Raw genomic sequence first — 22,490 nt, forward strand, 5'->3', positions numbered from 1 at the left:
GTACGCGTATTTGAAAGGGGGCTCGAGCGCTATCGCCGGGTACAGCATGAGCGCAACTGTGTCGAATGACCGATATGTCCGGTCGGGTCCGGTCTCGCTCGAGTGTGTGGCGGACGGGAAGCGGGGCCGCCGGCACACGGGTGATCATCCGTGAGTGCAGCTTTCAGTATCATCTCGCCGTCGCGACTCGAGGCCCGTCTCGAGTCGGACTTGGTCACCGTCGTCGACGTCCGCGAGGAACGGGAGTACGAGGAACTGGGGCATATTCCGGGTGCGGTTTCCGTCCCGGCCGATCGATTTCGGGACCCGAGCAGCGTCGCTGACGGGGAACTCCCGGCTCCCGGGGAGTTCGCAACGCTGCTGTCCGAGGCCGGCATCGACCGCACGGACGACCTCGTCGCGTATGGGGACGACGGCGGCCCGCTCGCGGCTCGGTTCCTGCTCACCGCCGCCGTCTACGGCCACGAGGGCTCGCTGTTCCTGGTAGACGGCGGGCTGGACGCGTGGCTCGCGGACGCCGACCGCTCGCATGCGACCGCCAGTCCCAGTCCCGCGCCGACCGACTACGAGGCCACGCTGCGGGACGACGCGCCGCTCATCGACCGCGAGGGCGTCGAAGCCGCGGTCGAGGGCGACGCGGTCGTCGTCGACACCCGCACCGCCGCCGAGTACGAGCAGTCCCGGATTCCGGGGGCCGTCCACCTCGAGTGGACGGACCTCCTCGCGGACGGCCGACTCCGGGGCGAGGACGCGCTCGAGGACCTGCTCGCCGAGCGGGGAATCACGCGAGACGAGCGGATCGTCCTCTACTGTAACACGGCCAGACGGCTCAGTCATACCTTCGTCACACTCCGCCATCTGGGCTACGAGGCAGTCGAATTCTACGAGGGGAGCCTGACCGACTGGGTGCGTGCCGAGGCCCCCGAGTGGGATCCGGTCGAACTGCAGGCACAGGTCCGCCACTACGCCGCCAACGGCGGCTTCGAGGCCATGGTCGACGACCTCGGGGAGGACGTGCTCGGTCGCCTGAAGCTGATCGGGCTCTACCACCAGAAGCAGCGGGGCTATTTCATGCTCCGGACGCGGGCTCCGGGCGGGAGACTCACGGCCGAACAGGCCCGCACGATCGGCGAGGTCGCCAACGAGTTCGCCCGCGCACCCGCAGAATACGGCGGTCCCGAGCAGAACCCGGTTTTCGGCGACGGCTACCTCGACGCCACGACCCGGCAGGATATCCAGATGCACTGGATCGAAATCGCGGACATCGCCGAGATCTGGGACCGCTACGACGCGGTCGGGCTCTCGACGATGCAGGCCTGCGGGAACTCCGTTCGCAACGTAGTCGGCTGTCCCGCGGCCGGACTCGATCCCGACGAAACCGTCGACATCGAACCGGTCGTCGAGCGGGTCAGCCAGCGGTTCCTCGGTGACCGCCACTACGCCAATCTGCCCCGGAAGTTTAAGGTCAGCGTCACCGGCTGTTGCGAGGACTGCGCCCGGTCGGGGATTCAGGACCTCGGGTTGACGCCGGCCCGCAAGGACGGCCGCGAGGGGTTCGTCGCGCGGGTCGGCGGCGGCCTCTCGGACGGTCCCCGCGTCGCCAGCGACATCGATCTCTTCGTCGAACCCGAGCAGGTCGACGACCTCGTCGCCGCTCTGGCCGACCTCTTTATCGACCACGGGAGCTACCTCGACACCGCGGTCAACCGGCTGCGCTTCCTCGTCGCCGAGTTCGGCCCCGAGAAGTTCCGCGAGGAACTCGAGTCCTACGCCGATTTCGCGTTCGAGGAACCCGACGAGACCCTGACGATGGACTACCGGGGCGACCACGTCGGCGTCCACGAGCAGGCCGACGGCCGCTCCTACGTCGGGCTGAACGTCCCGACGGGTCGGATGGGCGGTGACGAATTCGCCGAGCTGTCCGAACTGGCCAACGACCTCGGCGACGGCGAGGTCCGCCTGACCCCCAACCAGAACATCCTCGTGCCCCACCTGGCCAACGACGACCTTGCGGCGCTGCTCGAGGAACCGCTGCTCGAGCGGTACAGCCCCGATCCGGGGCCGTTCACGCGCGGGATCGTCACCTGCACCGGTCGGGAGTTCTGTAACTACGGGATCATCGAGACGAAAAATCGCGCGATCAGGTGGGCCCGCGAGCTAGACGACTGGGCCGAGGAAGCCGGGATCGCTGACGACCACGAGGCGATCCGCGTCCACATGTCGGGCTGTTCGGCCTCCTGCGCCCAGCCACAGTTGGGCGACTTCGGACTGCGCGGCGAGGTCTACCGCGACGACTACGACTCCGGACGAGCGGCCGACCTCGGACTCGGCGGCGATTTGGGCAACGACGAGTTCATCGACTGGCTCGTCGGGAAGATCCCGATCGACGACGTGCCCGCGGTCGTCAAGGCCACAATGTGCGCCTACGACGCCGACAGCGAGGCCGGCGAGTCCTTCACCGAGTGGACCCGCCACACGTCGAATGCGGACCTGCGCGAGATCATCACGGAACGGCCGGCGCGCGACGCGCCCGCGATCGGCACAGAGGTGAGCTAGATGTCTGGAACGGACCCCTCGAAGGCGACGAACGTACCGAAGCCGGGCGTCCCGCGGGAGGGCGTCAAGGGCGTCGGCGAGGACCCGCGCGAACAGGACCGCGACGCCGCCGAAGCGCCGGGCAAGATCTGGTTCCGCGACCTGGACGAGGCCGTCATCGAGGCCGATCGCTGTATCCAGTGTGCCTCCTGTGTCGCCGCCTGTCCCTCCGACTCCATCGGCATCGACGAGGACGAGGGCCGACCCACCCTCGTCAAGATGTGTACCGGCTGTTCGCGCTGTTGGGACTTCTGTCCCCGCAGCGGCCTGCGCTACGAGCGCCACCTCGAGCTGACCCGGGAGGAACGCGGCCTCGAGCAGCCGGCCACCTACGCGGCGCGAGCGGACGATACGGCCGCCGAGGCGGGACAGGACGGCGGCGTCGTGACGGCTCTGCTCGCGGAACTCATCGAAGCGGGCGAACTGGACGGCGCGGTCGTCGCCCGCGAGCGCGAGGACGAACCGCTGCGCGGCGAGGCCGTGCTGGCGACCTCCCGCGAGGACTTGCTCGAAGCCGGCGGCAGCATCTACAATCAGACGATGGGGCTGGGGAAAATCGACGAGCTGCTCGCGGAAGCGGACCTCGAGACCGACGACCCCGACCTCGCGCTCGTCGGCACCCCCTGTATGGTTCAGGGCGCGACCGCGCTCGATCGCTACGACCACGAGCCGGCCGATCCGATCGCGCTCACGGTCGCGCTGATGTGTACCCGCAGCTTCGAGCACGACCGGCTGCTCGCCCGCCTCGAGTCCTTCGACGTCGACCCCGAGGCGGTCGACGGGCTCGATATCAGCGACGGGACGCTCCGCGCCGTCGACGCCGACGGCGACGCGCTGCTCGAGGCGGACGTCGACGCGTTCGACGCGGCGGGACTGCGGGGCTGCGACGAGTGTGCCGACTTCGTCGGCGAGGCGGCCGATATCAGCGTCGGCAGCGTCGGCAGCCCGGACGGGTCCACGACCGCCGTCGTGCGGACCGAGGCCGGCGAATCGGCGTGGAACCGAGCCGCGTCTGCCCTCGAGACGACCGCGATCGACAGCCCGGACGCGCTCGAGGGGTTGGCCGAGTGGAACCGGCGGCGCGCGGAATCGATCCTCCCGCGGGCGTTCGACCGGGAGGGGAGCATCGGGATCACCTACGAGCACCACCGGGAGGCCTACGACGGGACCGACCGCGAGCCGGAGCCGCTGAACCCGGCCCGCGTCCACCAGTACGAGGAGTGGTGCTAACGGGGACGGTCGGTCCGTGCGAGGAATTTTCACCCGGCGGGAATTCCGGCGTCGGTTATCCCGGATGGTCGCGTATAGCTGGATATGACGGGCTTTCGTGCAACGGTCGTCGTCCACGAACCGGCGGACTGTCCGGTGGCCGACGTCTCCGCGTCCGCCGACGAACCGGTCGACTCCGTCTCTCGGTCGTCGCAGGCGACGCCCGAGGGGACGGTCGTCGAGGAGTTCGGCGTCGCCGCCGACGCCGCGGTCGAGGGGGACCACGGCGTCGAACTGACGCCGGTCCAGTCGAACGAGCGCGAGGCGATCTATCGGTTCGAACGCGACAGCGGCGCAGACTGCGCCTGCGAGATCATCGAGGGAACGGGCACGCCGATTTCGTCGGTCCGCGCCCAGAACGGCTCGTTGCTCCTCTCCTTTCGAACGTTCGAGTTGGCCGAGATCGCCGATATCGTCGACGAACTGCGGGCGTACTTCGACGGCGTCATCGTCGAGGAACTCACGCAGGACCACGAGGACGTCTCGGCCGATCCGGTCGTCGTCGATCGCGACGTGCTCACCACCAGACAGCAAGAAATCCTCGAGACGGCCCACGAGATGGGCTACTTCGACTACCCCAAGGGCGCGAACGCGACCGATGTGGCCGAGGAACTGGGCGTCGCCCGATCGACGTTCACCGAGCATCTGGCGGCGGCCCAGACGAAACTGATGGACGCGATCCTCGAGGAAGAACCGTAGTCGCGTCGCCGCGCCCGTTCTCGAGCCGTCTGCTCTTTCGCGGCGTCAGTCGGCGATGATGACCGGCCGGTCGGCGTCGATGATGACCTGCTGGCTGACGCTGCCGAAGAGCGCTTTCCCGACCGGGGACCGCTTCCGGCCGCCCAGTAGAATCGCGTCGGCGTCGATATCCGACGCGACCTGCCCGATTCCGCCGGCGGCGTCGCCGACCAACTCCGCGCGGTCGACCTCGATACCGTCGCCCTCGAGTCGGTCTTCGACCAGCGACACGGTGTCGGGCACGTCCCGGATCTCGGGCAGCGATTCGTTGAGATCGTCGATGAACGTCGCGCCGCCCTCGTCGGGCATGGTGTCGATCTCCTCGAGGACGTGCAGGACCGTCACCGACAGGTCGTCGGGATCGGCCGGCAGCGAGCGCAGGGTCTCGATCTGTGCGGTCACGCGCTCCTCGTCGGTGTCGACCGGAATGAGGACGTGATACATGTCCGATCCTCGGTGCCGTGTTATGAAAGTCGTACTGGCAGTTCCCACCGCCTGAGTGTGCCGCCGACGAATGTCAGTAACCCTTTGACTGGGGGCATCATCCACGATACCATGGATATCATTCACACCGCGCTGTGGGTATCGGACATCGACCGAACACGCGAGTTCTACATCGACGGGCTCGGACTGGAAGAGAACTGGTCGTTCACCGGCGACGACGGCGTCGAAAACGTCTACATCGGCGGCGAGCACGGCGAGTTCCAGTTCAAGTACGACCCCGACGGCGAGACCGACATCGACTCGGGGTCGATGGCCCACGTCGCGGTCGGCGTCGACAGCACCGACGAGACCGTCGAGCGACTGGTCGAGCGCGAGGACCCGCCGGTCGAGACGGAGCCGACGACGATGGACGAGATCGGCGTCCGCGTCGCGTTCGTCGAGGATCCGAACGGCTACGTCGTCGAACTCGTCGAAGAACTCGAGTAAGGCGACGAACGTGGCGTCGTGGGACTCGCGGAACTACTTTTCGGCGGCGTCGGTCACGGCGGGGTTCTCGACGGCCGGCGGCGTTCGGACGACCTGGACGAGGAGCACGGCCGCGACCGTCACGACGGCGGCCAGAAAGAGCCACGAGGTGCGGTAGCCGACCGTGTCGGCGAGATAGCCGAACGCGGGCGGCGCGACGAGCGCGCCGCTGGTGAGCGCGAGTTGGCCGCCGGCGGTCGCGCCCCCCATCTCGTCGGCGGTGACGAGCGTCGCCATGACGGAGTAGTAGACGCCCGTGTAGCCGAGCACGAAGAAGCCGAGCACGGCGAACGCGACCGCGGCACCGAATTCGGTGCTCGTCGACGCGACGACGACGAACATGACGGCGCTGCCAAGCGACTGGACGACGAGCAACAGTCCGATCGTGACGCGGGGCTCGCCGGGGAGCACGTCGCTCAGCCAGCCGGTCAACACGCGGCCGACGCTGCCGAACAGTTGGACGAGCGCGAGGACGACGCCGCCGAAGCCGACGGACGCGCCGATCGACTCCTCGACGTAGAGGACGGTGTAGCCGGTCGTCGTGAACAGGGCCGCGCCGAGGAAGAGCCCGGCGGTCATCAACACGAGGTACGGCCGGTTCGAGAGCAGCGCGCGGAAGTCGGGATAGTCGGCGACGCCGCCGTCGCTGTCGCTCGAGTAGCTTAGATAGAAGGCGACGGCGACGATCACGCCGACGCTCGCGGCGACGAAAAAGCCGGTTTGCCAGACGAACGCTCCCGCGAGACCGGTGATCAGGAGCGCGCTGATGCCGCTCCCACCGGTGACGCCGACCTGTTTGATGCCCATCGCGAGGTTCTGGCGACCCGGGTCGATGTTGTCGAAGACGGCTTTGTTCGTCCCGGGAATCGCGGTCCCGTACGCCGATCCCAACACGAACACTGCCGCGAGCAACAGCGCGTACGTCGGAGCGCCCGCGACGAGGAGCGTGCCCGTCGCGAGCCCGATGAGACCGAGCGTCAGCGTCAGTCGCTCGCCGAAGCGGTCCGTCAGCGCGCCGAGGGGCAACAGGAAGACGGCGTAGCCGAGGGTAAGCGTCGTGACCACGAGGCCGACCGAGAACCGCGAGAGCCCGAACGCGTCCCGGAAAAAGGGCGTCGCGGCGAAGATCGCATAATAACAGATGCTCGCGGAAATCTGCCAGATCGTGACGAGCGACACCGTCTTCCAGTACGACCGATCCATCACTCGGTGACCCTTTGCAAAGGGGTTCAAAAAGAGTGACGCCGTGACGCTTTGCTCGAGGTTCAGCAATCGTGCTCCACGTTGCCGTCCCGCACTTGTCATCGGGTTTTCGCCGGCGAAACTCGCGACGGCCGCTCGCCCAACTCTTCACGAAAGACAATTATAGTAATCCTCCCGGCCATCGACTGACTATCTGTTCGTTTGATCACGAGACTAGCATTCGTCTGTAGTCGTAAAACCGGCAAAATGCGGACATCCGGGGTACCGATCGACGGCACCGGACAAACGATAATACTTTTCCATTGGCGTCCGAAATCCTTGACCATGTCTGACGACCTCAAGAAAGGGCTCGAGGGTGTGTTGGTTGCCGAATCGGAGCTCAGTTCGATCGACGGTGATGCCGGTCGACTGATCTATCGCGGCTACACGATCGAGGATCTCGCTCGCGGTGCGAGCTACGAGGAAGTGCTCTACCTGCTCTGGAACGGTCACCTCCCGACCGAAGCCGAACTCGAGCCGTTCACCGAGGCCCTGATGGACGAGCGCGAGGTCGACGACGACGTCCTCGAGACGATGGAAAAACTCGCCGCGGCCGACGAACGTCCCATGGCCGCGCTCCGGACTGCGGTCTCGATGTTCTCCGCCTACGAACCCGAAGCCGACGCCGATCCCGAGGACCTCGACGCGACGCTGCGGAAGGGCCGTCGGATCACGGCCAAGATCCCGACCGCGCTCGCGGCCTTCGAGCGCTACCGCCTCGGTGAGGAGCCCGTCGATCCCCACCCGGATCTGGGTCTCGCCGCGAATTTCCTCTACATGCTGACCGGCGAGGAGCCCGACGACATCGCCGCCGAGACGTTCGATCAGGCGCTTATCCTGCACGCGGACCACGGGCTGAACGCCTCGACGTTTACCTCGATGGTCATCGGCTCGACGATGGCCGACATCTACAGCGCCGTGACCGGCGGCATCAGCGCCCTCTCGGGGCCGCTCCACGGCGGCGCGAATCAGGACGTCATGGAAGTCCTCATCGAAATCGACGAGAGCGACCTCGACCACCGCGAGTGGGTCGAACAAGCCACCGCCGAGGGACGGCGCATCCCCGGCTTCGGCCACCGCGTCTACAACGTCAAGGACCCCCGCGCGAAGATCCTCCAGGAGCGTAGCAAGGAACTCGCCGAGAACGGCGAGGACAAGTGGTACAACTACACCACCACCATCGAGCAGTTCCTCACCGAGGAGAAGGGCCTCGTCGAGAAGGGGATCGCTCCGAACGTCGACTTCTACTCCGGCTCGGTCTACTACCAGCTCGGCATCCCGATCGACATGTACACGCCCATCTTTGCCATGAGCCGCGCCGGCGGCTGGATCGCCCACGTCCTCGAGTACCAGGACGACAACCGCCTCATCCGCCCGCGCGCCCGCTACACCGGCCCGCAGGATCAGGAGTTCGTTCCGCTCGAAGAGCGATAGGAACCGCGAATCACTCGGCCCGCTCGATCGTCCCCACCTGCCCGATCGTATCCGCACCGGAGTCGTTTTCGTTACTCTCGACCGCTCAGTTCTCGGACCAGCGCGGAGACGCCGATCAACGAGGTCAGCAGGACGGTGAGGTTGAACGCGGCGTGTGTCAGCGGCTGGTATTTCGGGTCGATCCAGAGATCGATGGCGTCGGTCACGCTGCCGTAGAAGCGGATCAGCGCGACGACCGCCACCACCGAACAGACCGCGAGCCCGCCCCAGACGAGATACCGCCGGATCGTTTCGGAACGGGGGTCGAGCCCGCCGTCCGATTCGGGGACAGCGGACGCGTCGTCGGTGTCGCGGTGCTGGTCGTCCGCCGGTGCCTCGATCTGTGCGTCGGTCTTCGTCGGTGTGTCGGTCATTGGAACCTCCGTGCGAGTGCGATGGTCGCGAGAACGGCGGCCGCGGTGACGGCGAGACCGAAGCCGGGCGTCCCGTCCTCGCTTGCGTCCTCGGCGCTGCCAGTGTCATCGGAGCCCCCGTACCCGTCGTCGCTCGTTGCGGTGCCGCCGGCGAAGTCGCTCACCTCGAGTCCGCTGTCCGCCGTCGTCTCGTTGACCGACAGCGCGCCCGGGCCGAGGTTGGCGACCGACCGATCGGTGCCGACGATCGTGCCGTCCCGCCAGAGCCTCGCATCGAGGTAGTAGTCGTACTCGTCAGGAACCGTGAGTTCGGCCGTCGGCGACGCGGTCTTGCCGGGATCGATCGTCGACAGGTCGACGGTCGCGGCGTCGGCGACGACGTTCGAGCCCGACTGACGGGCGACGAGTTCCAGTTCGAGGTCGGACTCGGGGGCGTCGCCCGTGTTCGTGAGGTAGCTCTCGACCGCGAGCGTTGCCGTCGAGTCGGTCGTCGACTCGATCGAGTAGCTGATCGACGGCGCGTCCGCGGGACCGCCGCCGTCGCCGCCGAACCGGTGGAACTCGACGGCGGTGTCGGCGTACCCGGGGGTCAACGACCCCACGCCCTCGACGGTGTGGCTCGTCGACTCGGTTCGGTTGCCGTCCCGGTAGACCAGCGTCTCGATCTCGTAGCTGCTCTCGCGGGGGACGGCGACCGTACTCGAGACGACGCGCTCGGACTCGTCCGCGAGCCGGCCGACCTCGCGGTCGGTCGTCGCCTCGACGAGGCCGGTCTCGGTGTCGGTTGCCCGGTGGACGATCGTGACGTTCGCGACGGGACCGCCGCGGTGCTCGAGGTGCGTATCGAGGGCGAGGGTCGCCGTCCCGCCGGTGATCTCGCCGGCGCTGATCGTCAGTTCGGTCAGGGAGACCTGGCCGGCGCGCTCGATTTCGGCGGCCGTCTCGGATTCGCCGGGATCGGAGACCGCACCGGCGACGGCGAGGGTCGTGAGCGCTCCGAGAACGACCGCGAGCGCCGCGACGGCGAGGAGGGACTCGCGGTTCATACTCCACCGATCCGAGCAGTTGTATAAGTGTTTTGTGTAATTCGCGGTGAACGACGGCGTCGATCCAAGACGCTCTGCCCTCGTTCTCGAGATGGGCCGCCGGACTGGCTTCACGACGGTGTGTCACCAGCGATTCCGCCGATCCGCTCCGCCGTCGGCGGCGGTACGTGCAAGCCCCTCGAGCCCGAACGCCCACTCGTGGATGTCTTCGTCTACGGCACGCTGACCGATCCGGACCGCGTTCGAAGCGTCCTCGAGACGGACGCCGCGAGCGCGGCGGACGCGGTCGTCGGCCGCGCGACCCTCGAGGGATGCCACCGCGTCGACGGCCGGTATCCGACGCTCGTACCCGGCGGCAGCGTCGACGGGCGAGTACTCGCGGTCGATGACGCGGGGCTCGAGCGACTCGACCGGTACGAGGGAATCGCGGACGGACTCTACGCCCGAGTCGCGGTGCCAATAGTGGGGCAGGATGACGACCGACAGGCAGCCGCGAACCGGGACCGGAACGACGACCGATGCTGGGTGTACGTCGGCGACCCTGATCGGCTCGGCGTCGACGCGACGTGGCCCGGTGACGGCCCGTTCCGCGAGCGGGTCCAATCGGTCGTTTCGCGTGCCGATCTGGTGGTCCGCAAACCCGAATGACGCCTGTCTGTCTTCCGTCTGACGCCGCGATCACCCCGGCGCACTCTTGCGGTTTCACTTCCACCGCGGGTGCATGAGATTTATATGGTCAGGGTCCCCTTCTCAAGTTGCACGTCACACGCCGTGCATTCCCTGTATTCCCTGTCGTGCTGTCCAGGTTTGACAGCACATCGCTGTCGGACGACGGTGCGGGCCCGGCGATAGGCTCTCCCGCCTCCGACAGTAATCCTTACACTGCACGCCGAGTAGACGGTCGTATGCTGGAACTCGACGATATTCTCGAGGCGCACGAACGAGTCCGAGAGACGTCTCGGCACACGCCGCTCGAGCACTCGCATACCTATTCGGCGATGACCGGAGCCGACGTCCGCCTGAAACTGGAGACCTTCCAGCGGACGGGCGCGTTCAAGATCCGCGGGGCGACGAACCGGATCGCGACGCTCTCGGAGGCTCAGAAAGACGCCGGCGTCGTCACCGCGAGCGCGGGCAACCACGCTCAGGGGGTCGCGCTCGCGGCCACGCGGTCGGGCGTGGACTCGAAGATCGTCATGCCCGAGCACGCGCCCATCTCGAAGGTCAAGGCGACCAAGAGCTACGGCGCGGAGGTCGTCCTCTCCGGCAGGGACTACAACGAGGCCGCCGAGCGCGCCCACGAGATCGAGCGCGAGGAGGGGCACACCTACGTCCACGCCTTCGACGACGAGTACGTCATGGCCGGGCAGGGCACGATCGGCCTCGAGATCCTCGAGGACTGTCCCGAGGTCGACACTGTCGTCGTCCCGATCGGCGGCGGCGGGCTCATCAGCGGCATCGCGACCGCGATCAAGGAGCAAAAACCCGACACGCGAGTGATCGGCGTCCAGGCCGACGGGGCCTCGAGCGCTGCGAAATCCCTCGAGAAAGGCGAGCGGATCTCACTCGACGGCGTCGACACCATCGCGGACGGCATCGCCACTCGTAGCGTCGGCGAGCGGACCTTCCCCTACATTCAGGAGTACGTCGACGAGGTCGTCACTGTCTCCGATCCCGAAATCGCCGTCGCGCTGGTCTACCTGCTCGAGCGCTCGAAGACCCTCGTCGAGGGCGCGGGCGCGGTTCCCCTCGCGGCGGTCCTCTTCGAGAAGTTCGACTACGACGAGGACGAGACCATTGTTCCCGCGCTCTGTGGCGGCAACATCGACCTGAACACGCTCACCAACGTCATCGTCCGCGGCCTCGTCGAGACCGGCCGCTACCTGAAGATCCGGACCGTACTGAAGGACCGACCCGGCGCGCTCGAGGACCTGCTGGACATCTTCACCGAACACCGGGCGAACATCTACGCGATCCACCACGACCGGACCTCCCGCGACGTCGAGATGAGCGATACGGAGGTCGAGATCGAACTCGAGATGCGCGGTCCCGACCACGTCGATAGCTTCCTTGCGGCGCTCCGGGACGCGGGGTACGAAGTCGACGTACTGGCCTGAGGCGTCCGATTCGCCGGATTCGGTGCTGCCATCGATCGACTCGCGGCTCGGATCGGCTGTCGTCGACCGACTCGCGGTGCCGTCACCGCTGCGGGTCCCGAGCGGCTACTGGTCGCCCGGCCGTCACCAAGCGATCCGGACCTCGAGGCTTTAAGCGCGCCCGGACACATCCTCGAGGTATGAAACGAATCATCGAAACCGACGACGCGCCCGCTGCGGTCGGCGCGTACAGTCAGGCCGCCGGAAACGACTCGCTGCTGTTCACTGCCGGCCAGATCCCGATGACCGCCGACGGCAACCTGCTCGACGACGACCCTATCGAGAACCAGACCGAGCAGGCGCTGTACAACCTCGACGCCGTCCTCGACGAGGCCGGCGCGAGCGCCGAAGACATCCTCAAGGTGAGCGTCTTCCTCGAGGATATCAACGACTTCGACGCGATGAACGAGGCCTACGCCGACTACTTCGACGACCAGCCACCGGCCCGTAGCGCCGTCGAGGTATCGGCGCTGCCCAAGGGCGTCGCCGTCGAGATCGAAGCGATCGCGTCCCTCGAGGACGAGGCGTAGCCCGCCGTGAGCGGCTATCCGGCCGGGCGGATGGGGATCAGTCCGCGGGTGAAATCCGCCGCCCTGTGGGGGCTTGTCGGGCTCTTGTCCGTGCTGGTGCTCGTCCAGAGCTACGCCCTGCTCGCGACACCGCTCCTGCCCATCACGGGTGCGCTGGGGCTCGGACTGGTCGTCGGGATTGTCGCGGGGATCGGGGCGTACGTGCTCGAGCCACGGCTCGCCGCGTGGGCGGCCGATCGCCGGACGGAGTAAACGTATCTCGTAAGGGTTAAACGACGGACCCGGTTAGGATGACCTGAGCCAGGATGGCCGAATGGTAAGGCGCACGCCTGGAAAGCGTGTTCCCTTTGGGATTCAGGGTTCAAATCCCTGTCCTGGCGTATACCGTCATTGTAAGTCAGTGAACGCATTCGCCGCGACTGCGCGGCGAATGCGTGTAACCGTTACAGTGACGGTATATTCTGCCGCGAACAACATCGTGAGCGACAGATATCCAAAGAAGGGATTTGAATCAGGGAGGTCGCGCACAGCGAGTGTAACGAGCGAGCACGTCCGACCGTGGCTCAAATCCCTGTCCTGGCGTTTCTGTTGCAAACAACATCGCGAGCAACGGCTCTCTCGAGCGAGAGTACATCGATGAAAGGGTAGGGGTACGGATGGAGCGCGTTACCGTTCGAGTTCGACAGGGGAGTCGGTCGCGATCCAGCAGTCGGGGTCATCCGGGTCTCTGAGTTCCAGCTGACCGCTCTGACACACCACCATTTCGTATCGGTCGTTCACGATGACCCCGCTCTCGACTCCACCGGGATCGGATATCGTAACGGGGCCCGTACCCGCTGCTCAAGTCGTCGTAAGGGCCGCATACTGACGGTGGGTTCGGTTAGTTTGGCCGGGTGCTCGAGAAAGGCGACCGAGACGGAACACTCCTTTACTCGGCGGCCCGAGGGGACGGTATGTGCGGTCGCTATACGCTCACCGTCGAGCAGGAGGGCCTCGAGGCGCGGTTCGACGCCCAGTTCCGGGAGCGCGAGTTCGCCCCTCGCTACAACATGGCTCCCGGACAGGAGCTTCCGGTGATTACGAACGACGACCCCGACTCGTTCCGGCGACTCGAGTGGGGGTTAGTGCCGTCGTGGGCCGACGACGATAGCGGCGGGCTGATCAACGCGCGGGCGGAGTCCGTCGACGAGAAGCCGAGCTTTCGGGAGGCCTACGAGCGCAGGCGGTGTCTCGTTCCGGCCGATGGGTTCTACGAGTGGGTCGAGACCGACGCCGGAAAACAGCCCTATCGAGTCGGATTCGAGGACGATCGGGTGTTCGCGATGGCCGGCCTCTGGGAGCGCTGGGAACCCGAGACGACCCAGACGGGTCTCGACGCCTTCGGCGGTGGCGTCGACGACGAGACCGAAAGCGGGCCGCTCGAGACCTTCACCATCGTGACGACCGAGCCGAACGAGCTCGTCTCGGAGCTGCACCACCGGATGGCGGTGATCCTCGAGCCCGACGCCGAGGAGCGCTGGCTCTCAGGTGACGCCGGCCGCGAGGCCCTCGAGCCGCGGCCGGTAGACGGGATGGAGGCGTATCCGGTCTCGACGGCGGTGAACGATCCCGCGACCGACGAGCCGTCGCTGGTCGAGCCGCTCTAAGCGCGACCGCAAACGAGTGAGTGGTCCGTCCGTCGTGACCGCTCGAGACGATTCAGAGCCCTTCGCGACCGCCTTGCGTGAGGAGCACGAGCAGTGACAGTCCGGAGACGACGAGCAACAGCAAGGCGGGGATGACGGCGTACTGGAAGAACGCCTCGCCCTGTGCTTTCCAGATGATCGTGACGAGGGTCTCGAACCCGGTCGGCCGAAGGAGCAAGGTCGCCGGCAGTTCCTTCATCGTCGTCAGGAAGACCAGCGCGGCACCGGCGGTCACGCCCGGGGCGATGAGTGGCAGTGTCACCTTCCGGAACGTGCGAAGTGGCGTCTCGCCCAGGGTGTGGGCGGCCTCGACCAGTTTCGTATCGACCTGTAGCGTCGTGGTCCGGATCGAGCCGACCGCCTGGGGCATGAACCGGACGACGTAGGCGAACACGAGCAACGGAATCGTCTGGTAGAGCGCCGGGAAGGCGGTCAGATTGTACGTTTGGCGGATGGTCTCGTAGCTCGTCGCAAAGGAGACCAGCGCCAGTCCGAGGACGATGCCCGGCACGGCAAAGCCGACGTAGGTCGCCCGCTCGAAGACGGTCGACAGCCGCGAGTCGTGTCTGGCCGCGACGTACGCGACCGGCAGGGCGACGACCACGGCCACGAGCGCGGCCGCGCCGGCGACCATGATGGAGTTGACGGCGTACTCGAGTTCGAACGCCAGCGACGGCCGCGCGTCCGGATCGGCGGTCACGAGCCAGAGCCCGAGGATCCACAGCGGGACGAGCAGTGCGATTCCCGTCACGCCCGCGGGCAACAGCGTCGCCGGCCAGCGCCACCGCCCGAGTTCGACGACGGGGCCGCTCGAGCCCTCGGAGCCGTCGCCCGACACCGTCCGCTCGGGACGGGCCCACCACTCGAGGACGAGGACGACGAGGACGACCGCAAGCAACTGCAAGGAGAGGAAGGCCGCGTAGTCGCGGCCGAACGAGCGGTATTCGAGGAATATTTGCTGGGTGAAGACGGGCAGTTGCATGATCGCTGGCGTTCCGAAGTCGGAGACGGCGTACAGCGCTGCGAGCAGGCCGCCGGCGACGACGGCCGGGCGGACCTGCGGGAGCGTCACCCGGCGAAAGGCGGTCCACGTATCGTGGTTCAGGGTTCGGGCGGCGTCGAGGAGCGTCGTATCGAAGGAGAGCAGCGCGGCCCGCACCGTCAGGTAGACGTACGGATAGGTATAGAGCGTGATGACGAGCGTCGCACCGGGGAGGCCGTAGATCTCCGGTAACTGCTCGATGCCCAGCGGCTCGAGGATGGACTGGAACTCGCCTTGCGGACCGAAGGCGGAGACGAAGGCGAACGCGCCGATGTAGCTCGGGACGACCAGCGGCAGGGCGACGACGACGGCCCAGAACCGGCGGAAAGGCAGGTCCGTCTGGACGGTGAGCCACGCGAGCGGAACGCCGATCAGCGCCGACAGCACCGCGACGCCGGCCATGAGTAGGAGGCTGTTCGTCACGATGGTGGCCGTCTGCGGTCGGACGAGCATCTCCCAGAGACGAGCCGTGTCGACGGTCGTCGCCTCGAACAGGAGATACGTGAGCGGGAGCAGCATACTCGCGGCGATCACACCGGACAGGAACACCAGTCCGAGCGGTGGTCCGTCGGTCGTTTCCCGTCGTCCTGAGCGGAGCGATTTCATCAGTATGTCCTCGAGTGTGCCACTGGGTAGTCGGCGTGACTGCTGTCTTGTGATCGTCGGGCGAGCACGACGGAATAATTGGCGATTCTGCCCGACCGTTCTGACGCGCTCGGAGACGGCGACCGCCCGTGGTCATCGTCGGTCGGCAGCGGTCTCCGCCGCGGCTGATTCGGCTGGTACCCGTTCTTCTCGTTCCAATGGGTATAAGGTTTAGGTTTGCCTAATCCCTCCGTATGGAGCTGACAAGGCGAGACGCGGTCGCCGCACTGGCTGCGCTCGGCGGCGGGACGCTGGCGGGCTGTGCGGCCCCGACTGGATCGGGCCCCGACGGGTCCGGCGACCGGGCGGCCGATATCGATACGGAGCGGATTCGCCGGACGCTGGTCGCGACCGCCGAGACCGTCTATCCCAGCGCGGTCACCGGCGTCGAACCGTTCGTCGAGACCTTTCTCGACGGCCGCCTCGAAACCCGATCGCACGCGGCGAAGCTGGATGCCGTGGTCGCGGAACTGAACGAGGCCGCCCGGGGGTGGTACGGCGACGGCTTCCCGGCGCTGTCCCCGGACGACCGGGATCGGTGTCTGCGCGAGATCGGGGCGGACACCGCCGCGGCGGACCCTGACGGGACGGCGGCGGAGCGGACGCGGTACTACGTCGTCAACGAACTCCTGTTGGCGCTGTACACCTCGCCGACGGGCAGTGAGCTGGCCGGCATCGAGAACCCGATCGGTCATCCGGGCGGGCTCGAGAGTTATCAACGGGGTCCGAGCGCGTGAGCGGGAGTCGCCCGCCCGCCGAATCGGCGCGGCCAGTCACTGACGGGGACGCCGACCGCACGCCGGTCGACGACGCCGATGTCTGTGTGATCGGTGCGGGGCCCGCAGGCGGGATCGTCGCGGATCGGCTTGCCGAGGCCGGCCGCGAGGTCGTGATCCTCGAGGCCGGGCCGCGGTTCGATCCGGCCGATCGGCTCGCCAGACAGGAACGGGCCCTCAGACCGTCGTACGACCGCCCCGACGTCTGGGACGGCGATCCGGAGCGCGACGCCTACTCGGCGTCGGGCGACCGGCACTATCCGTTGAACCGCGCCCGCGTCAAGGGTGTCGGCGGCTCGACGCTGCACTGGCAGGGGATGGTGATGCGCCTCCACGAGGCCGATTTCAACTCCCGGAGCGTCCGCGGGGTCGGTGTGGACTGGCCGATCGACTACGCGGACCTCCGCCCGTACTACGCCGAGGCGGAGCGAGAATTGGGGGTCGCCGGTGCCGCCGACAACCCGTTCGCGCCGCCCCGCGAGGACCCCCATCCGATGCCGGCGTTTCCGCCCTCCTACAGCGACGGCCTGTTCGCCGAGGCCTGCGACGAACTCGAGATCGCGATGCACTCCGTGCCCAACGCGCGTAACTCCGAGGGCTACGACGGTCGCAGCGCCTGCGTCGGCTACGGGACCTGCCGGCCGGTCTGTCCCTCCGGCGCGAAGTATGACGCGACCGTCCACGTCGAGCGCGCCGAGGGTAAGGGCGCGACCGTGATCGATCGCGCGCCGGTCCAGCGCCTCGAGCACGACGCGGAGTCGATTTCGGCGGCCGTCTACGCGACGCCCGACGACGAGACGCATCGACAGGAAGCCGACGCGTTCGTCGTCGCCTGCGGTGGCGTCGAGACGCCCCGCTTGCTGCTCCTGTCGGACTCGAGTCACTACCCCGACGGGCTCGCGAACTCGAGTGGCCGCGTCGGGCAGTTCTTCATGGAACACAGCTTCGCCGGGACCTTCGGCGTTCTCGACGAACCGACCCGGCAGAACCACGTCGGGTTCCACACCAGCGAGTCCCACCAGTTCTACGACGACGCCGACGCGGAGTACGCCCCCTTCAAACTCGAGTTCTTCAACTTCGCTGGGCCCTCGCCGGTCGGCATGGCGCTGACCGGCGACGACTGGGGCGACGACTTACTCGAGCGAATCCGCGGCGACTACGGCACCCACATCGCACTGGGCGCGCTAATCGAACAGCTGCCACGCGAGGACAGCTACGTCGGGCTCGACCCCGACCGGACCGACGACCGCGGCAATCCCGTCCCTGACGTTCACTGGACCGTCGGCGACCGAGCCGAGCGGACGATCGAGCGAGCCACCGAGATCCAAGCGGCCGTCTTCGAGGAACTGGGTGCCGAGATTCACTGGCAAGAGGGCCCCGGAAACACCGTTCCGACCAACCACCACATGGGGACGACCCGGATGGGCACCGATCCGACCGAGAGCGTCGTCGGTCCGGATTTACGGACCCACGACCTCGAGAACTGCTGGATCGCCTCAAGCAGCGTCTTCCCGACCGCGGGAGCGATGAACCCGACGCTGACGATCGCGGCGCTCGCACTGAAAGCCGCGGATCACGTTCTCAAAAACCTGTAACTGCCGACGCACGTTTTTAGGCAAACCTAAAAGCATAAATACGGTGGGCAGAGAGTACCGCCAATGAGTAGCGGAGAGCAGACCGAGACGACGGAGAGGGCCGACGAGACGGGCGAACAGTACACCTTCGACGACGTCAGCGTCGTCATGGGAACGTACAACGAGGAGGAAGCAATCGGGACGGTCCTCTCTGATATCGAGGAAGTCACCGACGGGAAGGCGGAGGTCGTCTGCGTCGACGGCTCCTCGGACCGCACGCCCGAGATCGCCCGCGAACACGGCGCGACGGTCATCGAACAGCAACCACAGGGGTACGGCGTCGCCGTCCGCGCGGCGATCTTAGCGCCCGATCGGCCGATCGTCGTCACGACCGACTGCGACGATACTTACCCGATGGAGCAACTGCCCGAATTCCTCGCGCTGATCAACGACGGCCACGACGTCGTCAGCGGCGATCGGCTCTACCACGGAGCGGACGCGATGCCCGGGTTCAATCGCTTCGGTAATCAGGTCTTCGCGGCGGTCGCGAGCGTCCTGCTGGGCACTCGCGTCCACGACACGACCACCGGCATGCGGGCCTACCGCCGCGACGTGGTCGAGTCGATCGAATGGACCGAGAACACCGGCCTCTCGGCCGAACTCCTGATCCGACCGCTGATGCGGGGCTACGACGTTCGGGAACACCCCATCGAGTACCGCGAGCGCGCCGGCCAGACGAAACTCGATCCGCTGCAAGGCGGCCTCGAGATCGCGCGCTCGATCGTCAAAGTCTCGCTCGAGGAGCGCCTCCGAGAGCTGCCACATCGACCGACGCAGTCGCGAGACGACTGATAGGATCTGGTGTACCGATCTACCGGAAACCGCGGGACAGTTCGCGGTCGCGCCGGAACTGACGTACAGCAGTCCGTCTGAAAACGGAGAGCCGCCACCGACCCGTTTCACTTCTCTATCGAGTCCGCCGATCGCTGCCGGACGGTCTCACTCTCGAGACGCCGCTGCGGGCTCGAGTCGCGTGTCGAACTGCTCCCACCGGCTGTGGGTCTCCGGCCGGTCGGGGAGGTAGGTCCCCTCGGTCCCGCAATCGGTGGCGAGCCGACAGCCGCGTCGCTCCGGCGGCCAGATCGCCTCGACGCCGCCCTCGGTCGCCCGGACGGTCGTCTCCTGCCGATAGGTGTACGTCGCCCCCTCCGGCTGGACCTGCGTGATCGTCAACACGATCTCGTCGGTCCCGTCGAACGATACGCTCTCGCTCGGCGATCGGGTCAGTCGAACGGTCCCGCGGCGGGCGGTCGCGTTCGCTTCCGCGTCGCTTCCGTTCGCGGCGTCGCGCTCGAGGGTCCACCTGACGGCTAGCTCGCTGTCGGGATCGGCGACGGTGTAGTCGGCGACCTCGCCGTCGTTCTCGAGGCGGACCCGAACCCGGTCCACTCGATCGGCGATTCCGACGGTAGTGGTTCCCTCGAGCCGGTCGCCCGAGCGGACCGAAAGCGGTTCGAGCTGGGCGACGATCTCGTCGTCGGGTGTGGCCGTCCACTCGCCCTGATAGCTGTACCGGTAGTGGCTCCGATTCGGATAGGCGTCGAGGACGGCGAAATCACGTTCCGGGGAGCCCTCGAGCGCGTAGACCACCTCCCCGTCCAGGCCGCCGTCGTTCCGGAGCGCCTGGAAGGGATGGTTCTGCCACTGGCCATAGGGTGCCGGCAGGAAGACCAGCGCGTTCTCGAGGTCCCGCTCTTCGACCGGCTCGTAGGCTGACTCGAAGCGCTCGGTGTGGACGGCGTTGCGCTCGACCGGGTCCGAGAGGAGGGCGGCGTTCCCCGCCCCGGCGACGAGGGCGCTCGCGAGCAGGACGGCGAGGACGACGGCTTGAGCCGTTCGCGGCGAGGCGACGGTCGCGATCCGGCTTCGGACTGCGGCGTCGCGACAGCGCCGAGCGCCGACGACGACGCCGAACCCGGCGAAGATCGAGAGCGGGACGAGCAGGTCGAAGTGATAGAACGGCCCGAACTTCGAGAGGAGCCCGGTCGTCGGGTCGGCCATCCCGGCGTGGACGTTGTAGTTGCCCCAGAACGCGAAATTCCCGAGCGTGACAGAGACGAAGAGCCCGGCCAGCAGCAGGCCCGCGGTTCGGTCGCTCCCCCAGTCGCTCGTCCCCTCCGAGGCGGGGACGGGAAGCCACCGCCACAGCGCGAGGGCAAGTCCGCCCAGCGCGGCGGCCGTTCCGAGCAGCCCGGCGGTGAACCAGCGGGTGACGAAGTACCAGAGCGCGGCGGCGTTCGCCTCGAGCGCGACGGCCGGCGTGTACTCGAGCGAGTGATCGAGGAGTTCGCGGTGGCCAAAGCCGGGTCCGTCGAGCGGGGCGAACGCGGCGTAGGGAAAGGTGAGCGGAGAGCCCGTGACGCGAGCGTTGTACGCGAGCGTCAGCCCGACGAACGCCAGTCCGACCCCGGCGGTCGCGGCGTTCCGTCGAACGGGGTCCGGAAGCGGCCTGAATCCCCGTTCCCACCAGCGGTCCCGAACCGAGCGGAGCACCGACCAGCCCGCGTGACAGATGAACGGCGCGGCGAACAGGACGGCCGTGTACGGCCGCGCGAAAAAGGCCAGTCCGATCGCCCCACCGGCCGGGACCGCGTTGCGGAGTCGTCCCCCGCGGACGCCGCGGAGATACCACACCGCGAAGAGGAGGTTCAAGAGCGTCGTCGGCGCGTACGGGAGGAACACCGACGACGTCAGCAACGTCATCGGGGCAGCGGCGAAAACGGCCGCGGCGACGACGCCGATCCAGCGGTCGAACACCATCGCCCCGAGGATATAGACCAGCGCGGTGTTGCCCACCGCGACGGCGACGAGCGTCACCCGCGGCTCGCCGAACAGCGCCATCGAAACCGCGTACATCGCGGGGATGACCGGCGAGTACTTCGAGTAGAGTCGGCCGCCGTCCTGTATGAAAAACCACGGCCGGAACGCATCGGCGAGTTCGCCGGCCCGCAGCGTGAGCTGTCCCTCGAGTAACAGCGCCGCCTGCAGGAGGTAGACCCCCTCGTCGTCGTTGCTCGAGTGGTAGGGAAAGAGCTCGGTCGCGAGCGTCCAGACCGCGACGGCGGCGAGACAGACGACGATGAACGCGGCCAGATGGACGCGGCGGATCCCGTCGGGGCCGGTCGGCAATCGGGAGCGTAGATCGCTGAGCACGAGAAGAGGGTGACCGCTTAGACGTTGATGCCGTCGATACTGCGCATGAGATCCAGCGTCGGCTGGAGGTCGGACAGCTCCGACGGGTCGAGATCGGGGACGTTCAGTTCGTTGGTCGGCGGCAGTTCGCCGACGGGTTCGCCCTCCTCGATCAGCGGGTATTCGAACGTCTCGACCGCGAAGTACTCCTGGACTTCGGCCGAGAGCAGATGGCGGACGAAGTTCTCCGCCAGATCGGGGACGTCCGTGTTCTCGATGACGGTCGCTCCCGCCACGTCGAACGTCGCACCGGCGTCGCCCTCGGTGAACACCGTCTCGATCGGCGCGTCCGGTGACCCGTCGAGGACGCGCTGGATGTAGTAGTGGTTCGTAAAGCCCGCGTCGATTTCGCCGTCCGCGACGGCCTGACAGACGGCCAGCTCGTCATTGTACGCGGTAATGCCGTTGTCGACGACGGCTTGCAGCCACTCGCGAGTCGTCTCTTCGCCCTCGAGCAGCCGCATCGCGGTGACGAACGACTGGCAGGAGCCGTAGGTGGGTGCCCAGCCGAGGTCTCCCTCGAAATCGGTGTAGTCGGCGATGCTCGTGGGCATTTCGCTCTCGTCGAACGCCTCACTGTTGTACGGGATCGTTCGAACGCGGCCGGAGGTCCCGACCCACTGGTCGGTCCGGAACTCCTGGGGGACCATCTCGAGGACGTCGTCCGAGAGGCTCTTCGACAGCCCCTCGCTCGCGACCTCGCCGAGCGCGGCGGAGTCGACCGTAAAGAAGACGTCCGCGTCCGTCCCCGACCCCTCTTCGGCGATCTGGTTCGCGAGATCCGACGAGTCGTTGTATCGAGGGCCGACGACCTCGAAGTCGTCGTACTCGTCCTCGAGACTGCTGATGAGCGTGCCGACGAGGAACTCGTTTCGCCCGGAGTAGATATGGAGTTCGCCCTCGAGGGCCGGCAGGTCCGCCATCGGCGTCCCGCCGGGCTGGCCGCGGCCTGACCGCCCCGACCCGATCTGGTTGAAGACGTTCTCCTCCTCTTCCTCGTCGCCGCCTATCAGCCCTGCACATCCGGCGAGGCTGGCCATACCGAGTCCGGCCGATCCGGCGAGAAACGCCCGTCGGCCCGTGAAATCGCGTTGTTCCGTCATGTGATTTAGGCTGCCCTAAAT

The 22,490-nt window shown here is 67.1% G+C and carries 20 protein-coding genes and 1 tRNA gene; 14 read left to right on the plus strand and 7 right to left on the minus strand.

Translation table 11 applies throughout. The features are described from left to right. The first annotated feature begins 150 nt into the window (after positions 1-150). From C489_RS08445 to C489_RS08455, 3 genes are all read left to right on the plus strand, one after another. The gene (locus C489_RS08445; RefSeq protein WP_193364776.1) at positions 151-2,556 is read left to right on the plus strand and encodes a rhodanese-like domain-containing protein; all 2,406 of its coding nucleotides are present in this window, start codon (positions 151-153) and stop codon (positions 2,554-2,556) included. After that, complete coding sequence (locus tag C489_RS08450) at positions 2,557-3,825, plus strand: Coenzyme F420 hydrogenase/dehydrogenase, beta subunit C-terminal domain (RefSeq protein WP_006430794.1); 1,269 nt, start codon at positions 2,557-2,559, stop codon at positions 3,823-3,825. Between the two features lie 84 nt (positions 3,826-3,909). Continuing rightward, the gene (locus C489_RS08455) at positions 3,910-4,563 is read left to right on the plus strand and encodes a helix-turn-helix domain-containing protein (RefSeq protein ID WP_006430795.1); all 654 of its coding nucleotides are present in this window, start codon (positions 3,910-3,912) and stop codon (positions 4,561-4,563) included. 45 nt (positions 4,564-4,608) lie between these two features. Here the strand turns inward: C489_RS08455 and C489_RS08460 are convergent, their stop codons facing one another. After that, on the minus strand, positions 4,609-5,046 hold the full coding sequence (locus C489_RS08460) for a universal stress protein (RefSeq protein WP_006430796.1): 438 nt from the start codon (positions 5,044-5,046) through the stop codon (positions 4,609-4,611). Between the two features lie 111 nt (positions 5,047-5,157). Here C489_RS08460 and C489_RS08465 point away from each other — a divergent pair, with 111 nt between their 5' ends. Beyond that, positions 5,158-5,532 carry a VOC family protein gene (locus tag C489_RS08465; RefSeq protein WP_006430797.1) on the plus strand — a complete coding sequence of 125 codons (375 nt, stop codon included), beginning with the start codon at positions 5,158-5,160 and terminating at the stop codon, positions 5,530-5,532. Positions 5,533-5,565: 33 nt separating this feature from the next. On the opposite strand, the gene C489_RS08470 is transcribed toward C489_RS08465, so the two are convergent. Then, positions 5,566-6,774, minus strand: a complete 1,209-nt coding sequence (locus tag C489_RS08470; RefSeq protein WP_006430798.1) for an MFS transporter — start codon at positions 6,772-6,774, stop codon at positions 5,566-5,568. A gap of 324 nt (positions 6,775-7,098) precedes the next feature. Between C489_RS08470 and citZ the strand changes: the two genes are divergently transcribed. Beyond that, on the plus strand, positions 7,099-8,247 hold the full coding sequence (gene citZ, locus C489_RS08475; RefSeq protein ID WP_006430799.1) for a citrate synthase: 1,149 nt from the start codon (positions 7,099-7,101) through the stop codon (positions 8,245-8,247). Positions 8,248-8,318: 71 nt separating this feature from the next. Here the strand turns inward: citZ and C489_RS08480 are convergent, their stop codons facing one another. Further along, positions 8,319-8,660, minus strand: a complete 342-nt coding sequence (locus C489_RS08480; protein WP_006430800.1) for a hypothetical protein — start codon at positions 8,658-8,660, stop codon at positions 8,319-8,321. Next, on the minus strand, positions 8,657-9,706 hold the full coding sequence (locus C489_RS08485; protein WP_006430801.1) for a DUF7490 domain-containing protein: 1,050 nt from the start codon (positions 9,704-9,706) through the stop codon (positions 8,657-8,659). The genes C489_RS08480 and C489_RS08485 overlap by 4 nt, the downstream gene beginning before the upstream one ends. Positions 9,707-9,904: 198 nt before the next feature. Here C489_RS08485 and C489_RS08490 point away from each other — a divergent pair, with 198 nt between their 5' ends. From C489_RS08490 to C489_RS08515, 6 genes are all read left to right on the plus strand, one after another. Further along, positions 9,905-10,354: a gamma-glutamylcyclotransferase family protein gene (locus C489_RS08490; RefSeq protein WP_006430803.1), complete on the plus strand. Its 450-nt coding sequence runs from the start codon at positions 9,905-9,907 to the stop codon at positions 10,352-10,354. 257 nt (positions 10,355-10,611) lie between these two features. Further along, complete coding sequence (gene ilvA, locus C489_RS08495) at positions 10,612-11,823, plus strand: threonine ammonia-lyase (protein ID WP_006430804.1); 1,212 nt, start codon at positions 10,612-10,614, stop codon at positions 11,821-11,823. A 179-nt stretch (positions 11,824-12,002) separates the two neighbouring features. Further along, positions 12,003-12,392: a Rid family detoxifying hydrolase gene (locus C489_RS08500; protein ID WP_006430805.1), complete on the plus strand. Its 390-nt coding sequence runs from the start codon at positions 12,003-12,005 to the stop codon at positions 12,390-12,392. 6 nt (positions 12,393-12,398) lie between these two features. Next, a complete protein-coding gene (locus C489_RS08505; RefSeq protein WP_006430806.1) occupies positions 12,399-12,644 on the plus strand; it encodes a hypothetical protein in 246 nt (81 codons plus the stop codon). Between the two features lie 47 nt (positions 12,645-12,691). Then, positions 12,692-12,772 (plus strand) — tRNA-Ser (locus C489_RS08510). Positions 12,773-13,345: 573 nt separating this feature from the next. Then, positions 13,346-14,038 carry an SOS response-associated peptidase gene (locus C489_RS08515; RefSeq protein ID WP_049890728.1) on the plus strand — a complete coding sequence of 231 codons (693 nt, stop codon included), beginning with the start codon at positions 13,346-13,348 and terminating at the stop codon, positions 14,036-14,038. 52 nt (positions 14,039-14,090) lie between these two features. Here the strand turns inward: C489_RS08515 and C489_RS08520 are convergent, their stop codons facing one another. Then, positions 14,091-15,725, minus strand: coding sequence for an ABC transporter permease (locus tag C489_RS08520; protein WP_006430809.1), 1,635 nt, complete (start codon positions 15,723-15,725; stop codon positions 14,091-14,093). 233 nt (positions 15,726-15,958) lie between these two features. Here C489_RS08520 and C489_RS08525 point away from each other — a divergent pair, with 233 nt between their 5' ends. The 3 genes from C489_RS08525 to C489_RS08535 all read left to right on the plus strand — a co-directional run bounded on the left by C489_RS08525 (position 15,959) and on the right by C489_RS08535 (position 18,966). Beyond that, positions 15,959-16,501: a gluconate 2-dehydrogenase subunit 3 family protein gene (locus C489_RS08525; RefSeq protein ID WP_006430810.1), complete on the plus strand. Its 543-nt coding sequence runs from the start codon at positions 15,959-15,961 to the stop codon at positions 16,499-16,501. Further along, positions 16,498-18,135, plus strand: coding sequence for a GMC family oxidoreductase (locus C489_RS08530; RefSeq protein WP_006430811.1), 1,638 nt, complete (start codon positions 16,498-16,500; stop codon positions 18,133-18,135). Before C489_RS08525 ends, C489_RS08530 begins: the two co-directional genes overlap by 4 nt. Positions 18,136-18,198: 63 nt before the next feature. After that, positions 18,199-18,966, plus strand: a complete 768-nt coding sequence (locus C489_RS08535; protein ID WP_006430812.1) for a dolichyl-phosphate hexose transferase — start codon at positions 18,199-18,201, stop codon at positions 18,964-18,966. Between the two features lie 147 nt (positions 18,967-19,113). Here C489_RS08535 and C489_RS08540 read toward each other — a convergent pair whose 3' ends face one another. Both C489_RS08540 and C489_RS08545 read right to left on the minus strand, forming a co-directional pair. After that, on the minus strand, positions 19,114-21,327 hold the full coding sequence (locus C489_RS08540) for an ArnT family glycosyltransferase (protein ID WP_049890714.1): 2,214 nt from the start codon (positions 21,325-21,327) through the stop codon (positions 19,114-19,116). A gap of 17 nt (positions 21,328-21,344) precedes the next feature. After that, positions 21,345-22,469, minus strand: a complete 1,125-nt coding sequence (locus tag C489_RS08545) for an extracellular solute-binding protein (RefSeq protein WP_006430814.1) — start codon at positions 22,467-22,469, stop codon at positions 21,345-21,347. Between the last annotated feature and the right edge of the window lie 21 nt (positions 22,470-22,490).

Source organism: Natrinema versiforme JCM 10478 (genome assembly GCF_000337195.1).
Taxonomy (GTDB): Archaea; Halobacteriota; Halobacteria; order Halobacteriales; family Natrialbaceae; genus Natrinema; species Natrinema versiforme.

Coding starts and splice junctions, on each gene's coding strand:
- citZ (WP_006430799.1), top strand. CDS start 7,099: ATGTCTGACGACCTCAAGAAAGGGCTCGAGGGTGTGTTGGTTGCCGAA.
- C489_RS08535 (WP_006430812.1), top strand. CDS start 18,199: ATGAGTAGCGGAGAGCAGACCGAGACGACGGAGAGGGCCGACGAGACG.
- C489_RS08545 (WP_006430814.1), bottom strand. CDS start 22,469: ATGACGGAACAACGCGATTTCACGGGCCGACGGGCGTTTCTCGCCGGA.
- C489_RS08450 (WP_006430794.1), top strand. CDS start 2,557: ATGTCTGGAACGGACCCCTCGAAGGCGACGAACGTACCGAAGCCGGGC.
- C489_RS08470 (WP_006430798.1), bottom strand. CDS start 6,774: ATGGATCGGTCGTACTGGAAGACGGTGTCGCTCGTCACGATCTGGCAG.
- C489_RS08515 (WP_049890728.1), top strand. CDS start 13,346: ATGTGCGGTCGCTATACGCTCACCGTCGAGCAGGAGGGCCTCGAGGCG.
- C489_RS08525 (WP_006430810.1), top strand. CDS start 15,959: ATGGAGCTGACAAGGCGAGACGCGGTCGCCGCACTGGCTGCGCTCGGC.
- C489_RS08500 (WP_006430805.1), top strand. CDS start 12,003: ATGAAACGAATCATCGAAACCGACGACGCGCCCGCTGCGGTCGGCGCG.
- C489_RS08520 (WP_006430809.1), bottom strand. CDS start 15,725: ATGAAATCGCTCCGCTCAGGACGACGGGAAACGACCGACGGACCACCG.
- C489_RS08465 (WP_006430797.1), top strand. CDS start 5,158: ATGGATATCATTCACACCGCGCTGTGGGTATCGGACATCGACCGAACA.
- C489_RS08460 (WP_006430796.1), bottom strand. CDS start 5,046: ATGTATCACGTCCTCATTCCGGTCGACACCGACGAGGAGCGCGTGACC.
- C489_RS08480 (WP_006430800.1), bottom strand. CDS start 8,660: ATGACCGACACACCGACGAAGACCGACGCACAGATCGAGGCACCGGCG.
- C489_RS08455 (WP_006430795.1), top strand. CDS start 3,910: ATGACGGGCTTTCGTGCAACGGTCGTCGTCCACGAACCGGCGGACTGT.
- C489_RS08485 (WP_006430801.1), bottom strand. CDS start 9,706: ATGAACCGCGAGTCCCTCCTCGCCGTCGCGGCGCTCGCGGTCGTTCTC.
- ilvA (WP_006430804.1), top strand. CDS start 10,612: ATGCTGGAACTCGACGATATTCTCGAGGCGCACGAACGAGTCCGAGAG.